The 16412-nt window shown below is 60.2% G+C and carries 12 protein-coding genes; 8 read left to right on the forward strand and 4 right to left on the reverse strand.

What is annotated here, in order from left to right:
* Positions 1-1133 precede the first annotated feature (1133 nt).
* Together RCAS_RS02425 and RCAS_RS02430 are read left to right on the forward strand one after the other, a co-directional pair.
* A complete protein-coding gene (locus RCAS_RS02425) occupies positions 1134-2018 on the forward strand; it encodes an alpha/beta hydrolase (RefSeq protein ID WP_011998004.1) in 885 nt (294 codons plus the stop codon).
* An 814-nt stretch (positions 2019-2832) separates the two neighbouring features.
* A complete protein-coding gene (locus RCAS_RS02430; RefSeq protein WP_011998005.1) occupies positions 2833-6012 on the forward strand; it encodes a DUF11 domain-containing protein in 3180 nt (1059 codons plus the stop codon).
* 79 nt (positions 6013-6091) lie between these two features.
* Here RCAS_RS02430 and RCAS_RS02435 read toward each other — a convergent pair whose 3' ends face one another.
* The 3 genes from RCAS_RS02435 to RCAS_RS23135 form a co-directional block, all read right to left on the reverse strand.
* Entirely contained in the window at positions 6092-6562 is a 471-nt protein-coding gene (locus RCAS_RS02435) for a GyrI-like domain-containing protein (RefSeq protein ID WP_011998006.1), read from the reverse strand.
* Between the two features lie 70 nt (positions 6563-6632).
* On the reverse strand, positions 6633-6863 hold the full coding sequence (locus RCAS_RS24760) for a hypothetical protein (RefSeq protein WP_157042515.1): 231 nt from the start codon (positions 6861-6863) through the stop codon (positions 6633-6635).
* Between the two features lie 525 nt (positions 6864-7388).
* The gene (locus RCAS_RS23135) at positions 7389-7748 is read right to left on the reverse strand and encodes a nuclear transport factor 2 family protein (RefSeq protein ID WP_198135987.1); all 360 of its coding nucleotides are present in this window, start codon (positions 7746-7748) and stop codon (positions 7389-7391) included.
* Between the two features lie 331 nt (positions 7749-8079).
* On the opposite strand from RCAS_RS23135, the gene RCAS_RS02445 reads away from it, so the two are divergent.
* Both RCAS_RS02445 and RCAS_RS02450 read left to right on the forward strand, forming a co-directional pair.
* On the forward strand, positions 8080-9129 hold the full coding sequence (locus RCAS_RS02445; protein ID WP_232280135.1) for a restriction endonuclease: 1050 nt from the start codon (positions 8080-8082) through the stop codon (positions 9127-9129).
* 107 nt (positions 9130-9236) lie between these two features.
* A complete protein-coding gene (locus tag RCAS_RS02450; protein ID WP_011998008.1) occupies positions 9237-10064 on the forward strand; it encodes a COG1361 family protein in 828 nt (275 codons plus the stop codon).
* A gap of 169 nt (positions 10065-10233) precedes the next feature.
* Here RCAS_RS02450 and RCAS_RS02455 read toward each other — a convergent pair whose 3' ends face one another.
* Entirely contained in the window at positions 10234-11472 is a 1239-nt protein-coding gene (locus tag RCAS_RS02455; RefSeq protein ID WP_011998009.1) for a hypothetical protein, read from the reverse strand.
* 191 nt (positions 11473-11663) lie between these two features.
* On the opposite strand from RCAS_RS02455, the gene RCAS_RS02460 reads away from it, so the two are divergent.
* The 4 genes from RCAS_RS02460 (at position 11664) to RCAS_RS02475 (ending at position 16410) form a co-directional block, all read left to right on the forward strand.
* A complete protein-coding gene (locus RCAS_RS02460) occupies positions 11664-12881 on the forward strand; it encodes an ROK family transcriptional regulator (protein WP_011998010.1) in 1218 nt (405 codons plus the stop codon).
* Positions 12882-12948: 67 nt separating this feature from the next.
* Complete coding sequence (locus tag RCAS_RS02465; RefSeq protein ID WP_011998011.1) at positions 12949-14328, forward strand: ABC transporter substrate-binding protein; 1380 nt, start codon at positions 12949-12951, stop codon at positions 14326-14328.
* A gap of 262 nt (positions 14329-14590) precedes the next feature.
* Positions 14591-15535 carry a carbohydrate ABC transporter permease gene (locus tag RCAS_RS02470; protein ID WP_011998012.1) on the forward strand — a complete coding sequence of 315 codons (945 nt, stop codon included), beginning with the start codon at positions 14591-14593 and terminating at the stop codon, positions 15533-15535.
* A gap of 14 nt (positions 15536-15549) precedes the next feature.
* Positions 15550-16410, forward strand: coding sequence for a carbohydrate ABC transporter permease (locus RCAS_RS02475; protein ID WP_011998013.1), 861 nt, complete (start codon positions 15550-15552; stop codon positions 16408-16410).
* Positions 16411-16412: the final 2 nt, after the last annotated feature.

The following is a 16412-nucleotide window of genomic DNA, read 5'->3' on the forward strand; positions in this document are numbered from 1 at the left end:
CCCTTGCTCAGGACATTGTAAACCTGTGCTGCCAGGTCGCACGTTCTTTGAGTAGCGGGCTAAAGCCCTTGCTCAGGACATTGAAGCCCCGCAGGGGCTTGCACGATCTCAGCCAGGGCTTCAGCCCGCAGCTTTGTAGCGCGCCAACATCGTAAACCTGTGCCGCCAGGTTGCACGTTCTTTGAGTAGCGGGCTAAAGCCCTTGCTCAGGACATTGAAGCCCCGCAGGGGCTTGCACGATCTCAGCCAGGGCTTCAGCCCGCAGCTTTGTAGCGCGCCAACATCGCTTCGAGGTCGCGCGGCTTGCACGATCTCAGCCAGGGCTTCAGCCCGCAGCTTTGTAGCGCGCCAACATCGTAAACCTGTGCTGCCAGGTCGCACGTTCTTTGAGTAGCGGGCTAAAGCCCTTGCTCAGGACATTGAAGCCCCGTAGGGGCTTGCACGATCTCAGCCAGGGCTTCAGCCCGCAGCTTTGTAGCGCGCCAACATCGCTTCGAGGTCGCGCGGCTTGCACGATCTCAGCCAGGGCTTCAGCCCGCAGCTTTGTAGCGCGCCAACATCGTAAACCTGTGCCGCCAGGGCGCACGTTCTTTGAGTAGCGGGCTAAAGCCCTTGCTCAGGACATTGAAGCCCCGCAGGGGCTTGCACGATCTCAGCCAGGGCTTCAGCCCGCAGCTTTGTAGCGCGCCAACATCGTAAACCTGTGCCGCCAGGTCGCACGTTCTTTGAGTAGCGGGCTAAAGCCCTTGCTCAGGACATTGAAGCCCCGCAGGGGCTTGCACGATCTCAGCCAGGGCTTCAGCCCGCAGCTTTGTAGCGCGCCAACATCGTAAACCTGTGCCGCCAGGTCGCACGTTCTTTGAGTAGCGGGCTAAAGCCCTTGCTCAGGACATTGAAGCCCCGCAGGGGCTTGCACGATCTCAGCCAGGGCTTCAGCCCGCAGCTTTGTAGCGCGCCAACATCGCTTCGAGGTCGCGCGGCTTGCACGATCTCAGCCAGGGCTTCAGCCCGCAGCTTTGTAGCGCGCCAACATCGCTTCGAGGTCGCGCGGCTTGCACGATCTCAGCCAGGGCTTCAGCCCGCAGCGCCGCGACAGTACCAAACTATTTTATCTTCATTAGCCCGCAGCTCAAATGATGCCACGCTGCCAGATCCAATCCGGTTTGATCGCCATTGCGCTTTTCAGCGCTCTGCTGGTGGGATGTGTGGGAACCGGACGGGGTTCGCCGGGGTCTGGCGACGTTGCGGCGCAACCAACACCACTCCTTACCGATGCGCTGCCGACGCCGCGCCTCGACGGCATCGCCGCTGAGCGACGCGAGGTGCGCTTCGTCAGCGGTGATGTCGAACTGGCAGGAGAACTCGATCTCCCGCCGGGCGCCGGTCCCCATCCGCTGGTGTTCATCATTCATCACTCCGGTCCTGTGCCACGCGACTCTTACGGCTACCTCGCGGAGATTCTGTTGCGTGCCGGGTATGCCGTGTTCCGCTTCGACAAACGTGGGACCGGCGCGAGCGGCGGTGTGTACGGGTGCTGCGAAAGCGATGATGCGCTGGCAGCCTATCACGCCGCGATTGCGCAACCGGGCATTGATCGCTGCCAGGTCTTTATCGTGGCACAGAGCATTGGCACGCAATATCTGGCAATGCGCTTTGAGGAGTATGCTCAGGCGCAGGCGCCACGCGGCGTTGCGCTGCTCTCCAGTCTGCTCCATGCCGACGACATTGTGCGCATCAACGCGCCGATCATTGTCATCGTGGCGGATAGCGAACCAGAGCTGCAAGCCATCGGTCCTGAAGCAGCGGCGGCGCACAATGCGCGGTTTTCCTCTTCGGCAGCGCTGTATATCGCTGAAGGCGCCGAACATACCCTCTTCGACATTCGCAATGGTCCGATTGACTGGACCGATCCTCGTTGGGTGGAGCGCTATCATCGTGGCGCGATGGAGGCGCTCGTGCAGCAACTCGATGCCTGGCGCGTCGCGCGAGCGCCGAGGGAGTGTGAGCGCCAGCGATAAAGCGCGCGCAAAGGCGCAGAGGTTCTGCCACTCTGCCGTGTCTGCGCTCTGAGTATCGAAGGGCCGAACTGTCGGGTCGATCCTGCTACAGCACTGCCGTATCTTTGCCACGGAACGCGCATGCGCCAATGAGACCGATCCGCGTCCGCGGGCTATCAGTGCGGGTGTTCATGTTCGCGCGGCGAGTAGCGTCTCTCAGGCGAACGCTGCGCCAGGCGCCGAATGCCTTTGATCGCAACGCCCGTGCCCGTCATGATGACTGTCACCTTTGTTCAACCTTCAATCTTTAACCCTCTTCCTTTGAGCGCGCGCCTCTTTTCGTAATAACTCTTGATACCAATGACGATTGACGATGCCGCATTCTTGTCATTCCGAGCCCTTCGCTTCGCTCAGGGTAAACGCAGCGAGGAATCTGCGCGGGTCGCGCCCGACACCTCGCGCTGCTCGGGGTGACCATGCCGGATGGTCACCGGTCATTGGTATTAATGGCGCAAAGCCCGTCAATCGCTGACAGCGACTCAACATCAATGGTGCGATGGCTTCGCCGCAGCATGCCGCCTTGATCGGCGTTACAACCCCGGCTTCGCCCGGAACAGATCGCGTGGGGCAAGCCCTCGCACGTTCAACGTTCGCCATGGCTGGGAGCGTTGCAAGACAACGCCCCGAAGCGCAACCATCCACAACCTTCCCGCCTGCAATGTTGCACCTTCTGAGTCTTGCGTTGAGACGGATGTCATCTCTTGTTCATAATCTGCCATTAATATCAGATCAACTGCTCGACTCAAGCGGATGTGTCTCAGAGAGGTCGCCTGGTATGCGTCGCAATATTGCTGTTCTCTGGCTTCTTGGTTTCCTCGGTGGTCTTTTGGTATTCGCTCCCCCAACAGGACGCACACCGGTCGCTCACGCGACAGTTCCGAACGAACAGAACTGGACGGTGACGCCTGGCACATGCGATCCGTCGTTTCAAGGCGCCGTCTTTGCTGCGTGGAATCCGGCATCGGGCAATCCCAACTGTGGCGTCTTCACCTCTGGCGCGCCCTCGCTTAATCAGTTCGATACCGGTCAAGTTTTTCCTCCGAATGTGCTCCGGGATGAAGCGAGTGTCACTGCACCATGTGAAAATGGTCGCACCGCCGGGCTGTGTTACCGAATGTGGTACGTCGGCACGCGCTCCGGCGAGCCGTATCGCCGGATTGGATACGCTGTCTCGCCGGATGGCGTCTCCTGGTATCGCGTGCAGGGTCCGCACACCGGCGGCAGCGTCTTCGAGGGGTCGGGACAGCCGGGCAGTTTCGATGAGAATGGCGCGACCACGTTTCACGTGATCAAAGATGGCGGGGAGTACCGTATGTGGTACACCGGCGTCAACAGCAGTGGGACCTGGAGAGGTTTCGGCTATGCAACCTCGAACAATGGCATTACCTGGACGCGACAAAACGACGGGCTGCCGGTGTTGACTCGGCGCCTGGGATCGGGTTTGTTCGACGATGACCGCATTATCGGACCGTTTGTGTTAATTGATGAGGCAAGCGCCACTGCGCCGTGTGAAAGCGGTCGCGCGAACGGGCGCTGCTTCCGCATGTGGTATGAGGGATTCCGGGCGGATAATAACTTTTACATCGGACATGCATTGTCGCCTGATGGCATTAACTGGACGATTGTTAATGGACCTGACGAACTCGGCTCGGTTCTCTCCAATTCGGGCGGATTTACCGCCTTTGATTCTAATGATGTCGGCTTGACTGCGGTCATCAAAGATGGCGCGATCTACCGCATGTGGTACCAGGCAAAAGATTACAACACGCCGGACACCTTCAGAATCGGGCATGTCACTTCGGTGAATGGGGTCAACTGGGTGCGTCCCGATCCGAATGATCCTGCGTTCTATGGCGGCTTAGACACGATCAATCTTCCCGGAACCAACGATGATGTGTGGGTCGTCCGTCTTTTGAAGGAAGACCTGACCTACCGTATGTGGTACGCCACGGCGGGCACGCCTAACAGCACCCGTTTTGGTCTGGTCGAGATGACGCAGGGCGTGCCGATTACGCCAACGGTGCGGCGCAGCGGTGATGAGTTCAGGATTGAGTTCAACACACAGCGAACGATACCGGTTAGTGGCAGTGTGTTGATCACCCTGCCGCCGGGCGTTTCGCTCGACCAGTTTTCGGTCATCGAATTGCAGGGATTTGAACCTGGCGCGGTCCTTGCGCGCGAGCGCGGCGCGATTACCGATGCGTACAGCGGCTTCTCGGCGCGCGATGCGCTGCTGCTGCGCCTGCCAAATGGCGCGGTTCCAGGACCAAAGGTGATCCGCTTTAGCCTTGGCGCAGAGGCGCCCAATCCTGCCTATCTTCTGCTCCAGACCTTCGACACCCACAAGGTGCTCGAACGGGCGCGCGTCAATCTGGGAGATCTGCGAATCACACAGAGTGTGGGAACAGTCGTTGCGGGCGCATCGGTCGTTTACACCGTCACGGTCAGTAATGTCGGTCCGAATGCGGTCTCGAACGCCTTGCTGAACAGCGTCTTCCCAACGCAACTGACGGGAATCACCTGGACCTGCGCTCCATCGGGAGGCGCGTCGTGCGCTCCGGGAAGCGGCAGCGGCAACTGGAGCAGTAAGCCGCTCGATCTCCCATCGGGCAGCAGTGTCACGTTTACGGTGACCGGCAATCTGCCGCCTGCGGAAACCGGTAACCTGACGGATACTGTCAGCGTTTCCACACCGGCTGTGCTCAATGAACTGACGCCTGGCGATAATGTCTCGACTCTGGTGACGCCGATTGAGGTGCGCGGCGATCTGTCGATCACACGTGCCAGCAATCCGGTGGTTCCGCAGGCGGGTCAACCGATCACCTATACGCTGACCGTGGCGAACAGCGGACCGAGCACCGTCGTCGGCGCGAATGTGGTCAATATGTTCCCGATCAGTGTGACGAACGTCATCTGGAATTGCAGCGCCACATCCGGTTCTGTCTGCCCGGCGCCGGGCAGCGGAAACATGAGTGCAGCGGTCACCCTGGCACCTGGCGGCATTGCCACGTTCACTGCAACCGGTATGGTGTCGCCATCTGCCGTTGTGATGCCGCCGCACTCGGCGATGGTGACCGTGCCGGGGAATGTGACAGATCCCAACCCGGACAATAATGTGTTCACCGATGGCGGCGGATTGGGGCGGTCCGCCGATCTGGCGATCAGCAAGGCGGTTGCGCCCGCAACGGTTGTTCCCGGTCTTCCGGTCACCTACACGATCACCGTGACCAACACCGGTGCTGCCGACGCAGATGGCGCAACGGTGCTCGACCTGTTCCCGCCGACGATCACGAATGTGACGTGGACGTGCAGCGGCGCGGCCGGCGCAGGTTGTGCGCAGGCAAGCGGCAGCGGCGATCTGATGGTGACCCTGTCATCATTCCCCGTGGGCGGATCGGCAACGATCACGATGACCGGCATCGTAGCGGCGCAGGCGACCGGGAACCTGATCAACACAGCGCAGGTGCTGCCGCCGGTTGGGGTTGAAGACCCGGCGTTTGCCAATAACAGCGCGTCGATTTCGAGTGTGCTCCAACCGCGCACCGACCTGTCCATTGCGCAGACGACGCCATCCCACGCAGTTGTGGGGCAGACCATCACCTATACCATCACGGTGCAGAACAACGGTCCAAGTGTTGCTGCCGGCGCGCGCGTCAGCACGACGACCCCGGCGCATGTTGTGGTGACGGGATGGGTGTGCGCGGCGTCGGCGGGGTCGCAGTGTGGCGCAGCGAGCGGCGCCGCGCCGGTAGACGACGTCGTAACGCTGGCGCCCGGCGGCGCGATCACCTACACGGTCACCGGCACGGTTTTCAATCGGGCTGTGGGACAACTTCCCTTCTCCGGCGCCGTCGTTGCGCCGGCAAGCGCCGAAGACCCGGTGCTGACGAACAACCAGGCGCAGAGTTCAACCCAGGCGCTGTATGTGGTGACGCTGCCGGTAGTTGTGCGGTGAGCGTCGGAGAGAGCGGTGAATGGCGCGGGGAGCGATGGAACGCTTCCCCGCGCTTCAGGGTTGGATCAACCCGGTGCGATTACGTGATCGGAACAAAGTACGTCATGAACGTCTCATCGTAGACCTCGTAACTGAAGCGCTGAGGATCGACGACAAGGTGGTGCGCCGGGGCATACTCCGTAAAAAAGCGACCGATGGCTTCGCCAATAACCGCTGAGTTCTTTTCCAGCAACAGCACAGCGTAGCGACCTCCAGGCGCCCGTTTCATCTGGAAGGAATGGTCGTCTATCACACCATTCTCTGGAAGTTCCACACAGCAATCGTAACCCGTCAACTGCCCGTCCCGGACGTGCGGGATGCCGATGATCCGCTGGCGTGTCAGATCGAGACCACGCTGCAACGCCCAAGATTTGATCTGTCGGAAGCCTTGCTGAATCTGATTACTGTACTGCCCCGTCGCCAGTTGCAGGTTGCAGAAGAAGCAGGCGACACGGAAGGGCGGAAGGTCCTGGATGGTCACGTGGAGGAATTGTTGGGGGTCGGCGCTCATCGAAACCTCCTGATGTCCGCAGAGTGTCGTATGGTAGCGTCATCGTACCAGGATCGTCAAGAGGATCGTCTCAGGTTCGGACATGAGTTGGGACGGGGGGAAGAACCGGCGCCGTGACGGCTGCCAACGCATCGCCGGTGATCGTCCGCCAGACGTGAGATGAACGCGACCATGGTTGCTTGCACACAACAAACACACCCGAAAAGCGCCTCCACTGCTTGCCCGTTGTGCGCCGGACCTCCCCCGGACGATGCGCCTCATCAAAACGATGCTGCATCCATGGACGAATGTGGATATCCATGTGCATGAGGAGCCTTCGTGCCGCTAGCGGGGGTTGCAAACCAAGGGGGTCGGTTTTGAGTCTCCTCTGAGGTGTCCTGACTCATGTCCGAACTTCAGGATCGTTCCTTTTGCGCCTGACCGTTCCCGTGTCGCTCTCGCCTCACCCTTTGACATAGAGGATAACTTCTCCAGTGATGAGACCTCGCTTCACCTGAAAAATATCAACCCCGCGAACGTGTCTCTCGTTTCCGATTGCGTCCACCCAGGTGTGCCGCCAGCGCATAATACCACTTCCCGGTGACCATCCGGCATGGTCGCCCCGAGCCGCGCGAGGGGTCTGGCGCAACCCGCTTAGATTCCTCGCTGCGCTCGGAATGACCAGTATGCGGCAGCTTCAATCGTCATCGGTATCACCCCTCGCCTCGCTCGCCTCACGCCTCGCGCCTCACGCCTCGCGTCTCGCGCCTCGCGTCTCGCGCCTCACGCCTCTCCCCTCTCCCCTCTCATACCACTTCCCGGTGACCATCCGGCATGGTCGCCCCGATCAGCGCGAGGGGTCTGGCGCGACCCGCTTAGATTCCTCGCTGCGCTCGGAATGACAAGTCGCTGCGCTCGGAATGACAAGTCGCTGCGCTCGGAATGACACGAAGGCGGCATCGTCAATCGTCATTGGTATAACACATCGCTGCCCTCCCCCGAACATCTCTTCGATGTCGATGTGGGCGTGTGGCGACCGGCGGAAGAAGTCGCGCCAGAATTGTGCAACTGCCGCCTTGCCTGAATAGTTCGTGCCGTCGGGGGCTGGATGCGTGTTCTCGAAGGCGCAATCGTCGCTCATCAGTTGCATCATCCCCGCAACGTCGTGACGATTGAACACGTCATTGAAATTGAGGACGATCCGCACAGTCGCTTCGATCCTGGATAAGCAAGCGGGACTCATAAGGGCGCTGCCTTTCTGGATGCACTGTCAGCGGAAATGCCGTCAGGGAAACAAATTCGCAGCCAGCATGGTATCCACAAAACCTGAGCGAGCGCAACAGGCGGCGCTGATCGGAAGCTCAGAAGCAGACCGCATCCTGATTGCGCATTTGATACCAGATCGCCATCATACTGCAATCCTGAATCACGCTGATCCAGCATAGACTTTGCTGCGAGTCGCGGCATTTGCACTTCCATGAGGACTTCATCCTATGTCACGTCGTCGCTCTCGCCGCTCATCGGATGCCGGAAGCGCTGTGAGTATTCTGCTCGTCGCCCCGGTATGCGCCGGGTTTTTCTGGCAATCATGGACGCAACTCGCACTCGCCTGGCAGGTCGCTGCCGTCGTGCTGGCGTGTTCAATCCTGTTTCTGCTGTTTCTGTTCTTCATTGATCTGTTCCGCGCTCTTCGTCAGCGCGCTCTGCTGCAGAAAGCATTGTTGGCGCTGACGCCTTCAGAATTTGAGGAACGGGTGCTGCTGCTCCTAAAGGATCTCGGATGGACCAATCTTCGACTGCGTGGCGGCAGCGGCGACCGAGGGGTCGATCTCGAAGGCGAGTTCCAGGGACAACGCTATATTGTCCAGTGCAAACGACACACCAAAGCAGTGCCGCCTTCGATGGTGCGCGATCTGGCGGGCGCTTTGCATATTCAGCGCGCTGATCGTGCGTTGCTGGTGACCACAAGTTCTTTTACACGGCAAGGGTACGAAGAGGCTTGTAATCAGCCGATTGAATTATGGGACGGCGACATCCTGGCGCGCAAGATCAAAGAAGCCGATGCGTTACGCGCGAACCCGGCGCACCGGCGCAATGCCTGGCGAGGTCGGGTTGCGGTGTTGGCGACATTCGCTGTGGCGAACGCATCGTGTGTGCTGTTCGCATTCGTCAGCGCCGGCGCGCCGGCGCTGACGGCGCCCGCCGCGCGAACAAGCGGCGCTCCATCGCACACAAACGTCACCAATCCGACGGCGATCCCCGTACAAACGGATATTCCCCCCGCCTCTCCGACGGCGATCCCCGTACAAACGGATATTCCCCCCGCCTCTCCAGCGCCGACGCCAACCGAGCGCCCGGTCCTGACAACAACCGTCTTCAACGGCGGGAATGTGCGCGCAGCGCCCAACCTTCGAGGGGCGGTGCTCGATCAGGTCCATGCGGGAGAAATCGTCGAACTGCTTGGTCGCTCCCCCGACGGAAACTGGTTCTACATTCGCAACCCGCGCAATCAGGTCGGATGGACGCATCGCACGTTGCTGAACCTCGACGCAGGCGTGGATGATCGCCTGGATGTGCTGCGACCTTGAGCCGCACAGCAGAACAATCGCCTCCTGCGTCATTTGTGACGCATTTGTGAAAGGTGTGTGCAATATGCTCAATATCCATACTACCTGTCGCCCAGAAAGGAAACGCTATGCGTCAACGATGGTTATGGATGGCAACGATAACGATAACGATGATAACGATGATGCTCGCGGCGTGCGGCGCGCAACCGGCTGCGCAGGCGCCGGTTGAGGTCACGCGCGTGGTGGTGCAGGAAGTGACGCGCGAAGTGGTGCGGGTTGAGACGCGGGTGGTGGTGGTGACGGCGACGCCTGAACCGGTCACTCCGACACCCGAACTGGCAGCAGCGACTGCTGCGCCGACCGCCGTCGCGCTACAACCCACAACCGCGCCGACGCCGACGGCGATCAGGGCGCTTGCGCCAGGTGAGTGGGTGAAAGGCGAGATCATTCGCAAGATTCGCATTTACGATATTCCAAATGAATATGAAGGACGGGAAGTGATCAATGCCGAACCCGGCACACCGGTGCGGGTGCTCTATCGCGGCGGACAATGGTATCACATCGAGGGTGAAACAACGGGCGGCAAAATAATCGACGGATGGGTGTACAAGGACTGGATTCGCATCGCGCCCGAAGACGAAGCGCGGCTTCAATCGCATCCACAGGCGTTGCCGGTGATCGTGAGCAAGATTACGCAGACAGTCGGCAGGGATGGGAAGAAATATTGGGCTGGCACTGTGATGAATATCGGCGCAAAAACCGCATATGATGTGGCAGTCGAGATTTCCATTCGCAGTCAGGTGGGCGATACTGAGACGCTTGCGGATCGTGGAACCGCCTTTGTGACCAAGCGCAACCTGGAACCGGGACAGTCGGCGAGGTTTACTGTCCAGACGGCGTGGATTACGGACCGCAACGTGTTCTATTCGCACGAGGTGCGCTGGACAGAAAAATAGACGGAACTATTGTTGGGCGCCCACGGGCGCACCACCCTCGCCATGGGTGGGGCAGGCGCCCGTGCCTGCCCGCCGCAGGCGCCCGTGCCTGCCCGCCGCAGGCGCGCACGGGGAGACGGCGCAATGGGCGCCCGCAGGGGGACTCCCCTACCGCTCTACGATGATGTGTTCAACCCGCCGTGTTCCGCACCGCTTCCCCCACCCAATCGAGGTGCTTCAGTCGCATCAATCCGTAATGGTACACATCCATGCTGTCAATGCCGCGTTCGCGCAGGAGCGTCACCTTCGCGGTCATTTCGGCGGCGCTGTGGCAATCCGGCGGCATTGGACGCACCCCGACCGTAAGGCTGACGCCTGCGGGCAGCAGATGTGCATAAGCGTCGAGGTCGGCGCGCACACGCTCAACGTCACGGGCGTAGGCGAGCACTGCTATCCCGTGGCACACGGCTGCGACTGCCGGGAGGTCAAGCCCGTCCTCCCAGGCGCGCATCGGCGCCTGGGCGCCGGTGGGCATACCGGTCGCGTACCCAAGCGCGGCGCCCGACATATCCATGGCGATAACTTGCGTCGAACCAGCAGCACTGACGGCATCGGTGATCTCGGCGACGAGCGACGTCACAATGGCGCGGCGCGCATCGAGCATGGCGCCGAGTTCGCCGTCTGCCAGCGTTGCCAGCGCCTGGCGCTCAACAGGAATATCCTCGACGTTGCCCGGCTCGCCGTCAAACACCTTCCCCACTTCGGTCTGCACAAACCGACGCACATGCGCCACATCGACGCCGCTGGCGTTCAGGCGCGCGGTGCAATGCGGGCAGAAGCAGAGACCGAGGAGAAAGCGGATGGCGGGCGCCAACGGCACAAAACTGCGCTCGTGATGATAGCCGTGATCGAAGGAATGGTAGCCGATGGACTCGAGAAGAAGAGCCTGCACGCCGCGACCGGCAATGTCGGCGCTGAGAGCGCACAGATAGGCGCGCACATCGGGGTTTGCCGGGCAGAGGCAAGTGATGTACGGATCGCCAAACGCATTCTGCAACGTGCAATTGGGGTAGCGTGAACCAAGACCGGTATTGTGCAGGTTGGTCGTCCATGCGCGCACGGCCATACCCCGCCGTTCGGCTTCGGCGATGCAGCGATCCAGGGGATCGTGGTCATCGGTCAGGCGGCTGAGGATCGGCTGTATGCGGAGATCGGCATAGCGCGCCGGATTCGGGCGAAAGAAGCAAGCCCCGCCTTCCAGGAAGCGCACCTTTCGGCTCGGATTGTGTGGGAAAACATCGCGGGCATGGTGGTAACTGCATGCCAGGTTCACGGCGTTGGCGCCAGCGCGGTCGCGCACCGTGTCGAGAACATGTCCGTACCCTTCGTCTGCCAGGTCATACGCGAACACGAAGACCGACGTCTGCATGACCGACCTCCCTGCTTAATGAAGTATTGACAAACACCCCGGCGTGTGATACAGTTACTTTGTCAGTTCAATGGACTAACACAATTCTCCGTCACTATTGTAACCCAATTCTGGCGCTGCTGTCGAGCGAAACCGGACTGATGCCGTATATGGCGCATCCAGGCGACGGCGCTGGTTGATTCGGCGCAATCATGAAAGGCTTGCCGGCAAAAGCCACACGTCAGCACACCAAAAATCATAACAGCCGCCTGGTCCTGCGCATCATCTATGAGGATGAAGCGATCAGTCGCGCCGATATTGCGCGGAAAACCGGATTGACTCGCACAACGGTCTCGACCGTAGTCGGTGAATTGATCGAGCAGGGGCTGATTGAAGAAACCGGTGCAGGTCAATCGTCGGGCGGGCGCCTGCCGATCCTGTTGCGTGTTGCGCACGAAGCGCACAGTGTGCTGGCATTGAGTTTCGAGGATACGCAGATCGTTGGAGCGCTGGTCGATATGCGCGGCAGCATTCAGCGGCGGGTCAGTCTGTCGCTGTACGGTTATCGACCGGAAGAGTTGCCCGGCTACCTGACTCGACTGATCGAGGAGTTGCGCGCCGACGTCACCACTCATATTCTCGGCATTGGGCTGAGTATGCCGGGGATTGTCGATCCGGTGCATGGCATTGTGCGACGCGCCGTTAATTTTGGTCTCGTCGATGTTCCGCTCCGTCAGTGGCTCCAGGATCAGTACCGGTTGCCGGTCTATCTCGACAATGCCGCACATCTGGCGGCGCTGGCTGAGTACATGTTCGGCGACGGCGCCGCGAGCGGCAACCTGGTTGTGATCAGCATCGGCGTCGGTATCGGCGCCGGCATGGTTCTCAACGGAGCATTGTTTCCGGGTGATGGATTCGGCGCCGGCGAAATCGGTCATGTCGTCGTTGCCGACAATGGCATCCGCTGCAATTGCGGCAATGTCGGCTGTCTGGAAACCGTCGCCAGCGTCCCGGCCATTGTGCGCGCCGCGCGGAAATGGTTCAGCGACCCGTCATCGCGCCTGCGCGCGTTGGCGCCTTCGGCGGCTGCGGTCGATCTCGATATCGTTCACCGGGCGCTCGAAGCGGGAGACCCGGGTGTCGCGTCGGTTGTCGAGGAAGCAGGGTATTACCTGGGGATCGCCATCGCGCATATCGTCGGATTGCTCAACGTCGAGCGCATCGTGGTGACCGGCGCCGTCGCTGTGCTTGGGTTGCCATTCCTCGAAGCGGTCAAGGTGTCGCTGGCGCGTCATGCCCTGGCGCCCCTGGCGGCGATGACGAAGGTGGAACTGATTCCAGAACGGAGTGATGCCGTTCTGCTTGGCATCACGGCGATGGTGCTTGATCAGGAACTGGGATTGCTGCACACCCGCGTTCGGCTGTCGTAACTCCCGCACCGGTATCACGTATCGGTGTGCCGGCTCGATGAACACACGATATTGAAGGAGGCGTTCAGTGAAGACTCCCAATCAGACCGACACGAATGGAACCCGACCATCCCTGACCCGTCGCCAGATGCTCCGGTTGCTGGCCACCGGAACGGCGACCGCTGCTGCCGGCGCACTGCTCGCCGCCTGTGGCGGCACAGCGCCGTCCACCCCGCCAGGGAGCGCGCCAGCGCAAACGACGTCACGTCCGCTGACGCCGACGTTCTACCAGTGGATCGTCGATCTGCATCCATCCATTCCGCAGGTTAACAGTACATTCGAGGGATTAAACTTTCAGATTGCGCCGGTGCAGGGGTTTGGCATCGAACGGTTCGTGGCGGAAGCGAAGAACCAGGAAAGCACCTGGGACGTGTACGTCGGCATGACGCCGTTCGTCGAGATGAGTCAGTTGATCAAGGCGGATGTCATCGAGCCGTGGGACGACTATATTCCCAAGGATGTGCTCGACGACTTTCTCCCGCCGATCCGCGAAGAGTGCACCGTGAACGGCAAACTCTACAGTTGGCCCTTTCTGCTCGACGTGATCGGCATGGCGTGGAACAGCAACCTGACCGATAAGGCGGGTATTACGACGGTTCCGACAACCTGGGACGAATACCTGGCAAATGCGAAGCAGGTGGTCGACTCTGGCGCGGCGCCGTATGGTGCGACCTACGACGCGCGCGGGTGGCGCTCGCTGGCGCCGTTCACTCACAGCATGAGCACGGATGTCTACACTTCTGAAGGTCTTTTCGACTTTACCAGCGAGCCGGCCGTCGAAGCGCTCATTCTTATGAAGAAGATCAAGGACCTGGCGAACCCGGATATTCTGAACGAAGGCACGACCGATGGCGGTGTGAACAATACGCCGGATGAGGGCGCATTCGCGGCACAGCAGGTCGCCTACTACACCAAGTATTTCAATGCGCCGCTCCGCTTTGCGCAGACCGGCGGCTTCTCCGACAAATTGCAGATGGCGGGGTTGCCGCGCTTTGCCAACAGCCAGGGCGGCACCGTCTTCTGGACGACGGGCGCATGTCTGTTCAAGTATGGGAAGAACAAGGAGAAGGCAGTCGAGTATATGCGCGCGCTGACCTACAATCAGCAGATCTGGAAGGACTCCATTGCCGGATCGCCGACTGCCCATCCGGGTCAATTGCCGCCCTACAAGTCGATCTATGCGGAGTGGGAAGCGAACAAACCTGAGTGGATGCAGCCGTTTGTCGCGCTGGTGCGCGAGCAGTTCGAGCGCGCGCGCGCCATCAACAATCACCCCTTCGGTCTGACGCAGTTCGTTATCGGCAAGCCGTACTGGGAGGAATACCTCACCGGCAAGGAGTCGGATCCGCGCGCTGCGTTGCAGAAGGCGAAGGATGCAGTGGCGGCGGAGATCGCCAAAGCCGGGTAGGGCGACAGGAGTGCATAAGATGCACTCTTGCTCAACGGCGCGCCCTGGCGTGTGGTACTGCACAAACGCGCGCCAGGGCGCAGCGGGATGCTGAAAGAGGAACCCAACGCACCCAAAGGCGCACAGGTACAGAGTCCCAGAGAAATATCTTGCATCCTTCGCGCCCTGGCGCCCTGGTGTGAGGAATAGCACGAACGCGCGCCAGGGCGCAGCGGGACGAAGCAGGCGCAGCAGAACGACATGGGTGTATAGAGAGGCGCGTATGGCGACGGTTGCTTCCAGAGTGGCGAGTGCGGCGCGCGCGTGGCGTTCGACCTATCGTGTGAGTGACTACTCCAATCTCCTCTTTCTTATTCCGGCGACAGTCTTCTTTGTCGGGTGGCAGATTTACCCGATTATTCGCGTTTTTGTTCTGAGTTTCACCGATTACAAATACCTCGAGCGCAATCCGCCCAATTTCGTCGGGTTGCACAACTATATCAATGCGCTCAACGATCCGTTGTTTCACGTCGGTATGTTGCGCGCATTTGTGTTTACAGTTGTATTTGTGCCGCTTACCATTCTGATCCCGCTGGTCCTTGCGGTGCTGATCGACCGTGTGACGAACCCCTGGCTCTCGTCGTTCTACCGTATCGTGTTGCTCATCCCTGCGGTCATCCCCGGTCCGCTGGTGTTTGTGCTCTGGAAGTGGCTCTTCGACTTTCAGATCGGTCCGGTCAATACCATTCTGGTCGAGTGGCTGGGCATCTTCACCCGCCAGACGGCGCCACAATGGTTGGGAGGCACGCCGCTGTCGCTGCCGGCAGTGATCATTATGGAAGTCTGGTGGGGGCTTGGGTATCATACCATGTTCTTTCTTGCCGGTCTTGCGGCAGTGCCCAAAGACCTTTCCGAACAGGCGCGCATCGATGGCGCCAATGAATGGCAGCTGTTCTGGCGCGTCATCGTGCCGCGGCTCTTGCCCATTCTCTCAATCCTGGTTGTGCTGCGCTTTGGAACAGCGATGTCGGTGATCGACGAATATCTGATCTTTGGCGGGTTTCAGCGCACCTCGCCGACGTATACGTGGACGGTGTACATGTACGATCTGGCGTTCCGCATTGGCGACTGGTTGCAAGGGTACGCCGCAGCAATCGGTTGGCTCGGAGCGGTGGTGATGATGGTGTTTGTGGTTGGGATGCTCTACGTGTTCCGGTCGCGCGACTAGAGGGAGGCATTGCCGTGGCTGTGACGATCCAGCGCTATCATCAGCGCCGTTTCCACGCCGGACTCATCGCCAAACATGCGGTGATCAATCTGGGTGTGGTAATCATTCTGTTGCCGCTGATCTGGGTGCTGCTCATGTCGGTCAAGTCGCTGCCGGAGTCGTATACGACGAACTTCTGGCCCCGCCAGTTCGATTTCAGCCATTACGGATTTGTGCTCACCCGGATTCAAACGCTGCCACAGAATATGTTCAACAGCATTTTCGTGACGCTGGCGACGGTTGCCATCACGACGTTCTGCGCGATTCTCGGCGGCTATGCGCTGGTGCACGTCCGATTGCCCGGGCGGATGCTGTTGATCTGGCTGTTGATCGCGTCGCTGTTCTTTCCGACGCGCCTGCTCTCACTGATCTCAATCTATGAGATTCAGCGGCAACTTGGATTGCTCAATACGGTCGTCGGGCTGATCTTTCCCTACGTCACGCTGAACCTGGCAGTCAGTATTCTGATCATGCGCGGAATCTTCGAGCAGTTGCCGCACGAACTGGTCGAAGCCAGCCGCATCGATGGCTGTGGACCGTGGCGCACGCTGTTTCTGGTGCTCTTGCCGCTCCTGCTCAATGGTATCGTGGTCGTGTCGATGGTCAACTTTGTCGGGGTGTGGGGTGAGTATTTGCTGGCAGTGACCCTGACGAACGATCAGGCGACGCGCACGCTGCCGGTGGTGCTGGCATCGGCGCACTCCGGCATGGGGCAGTGGGCGTACCCGCGCATTGCGGCAGTGTATGTGATTGCTGTCACTCCTGGTATCATTATCTTTGCCCTCTTCCAGCGGCTCTATTTCAAAGGGTTGACGGAGGGCGCGATCAAACTGTGAGA

Origin of the sequence: Roseiflexus castenholzii DSM 13941 (genome assembly GCF_000017805.1) — a bacterium.
Classification (GTDB): Bacteria; Chloroflexota; Chloroflexia; order Chloroflexales; family Roseiflexaceae; genus Roseiflexus; species Roseiflexus castenholzii.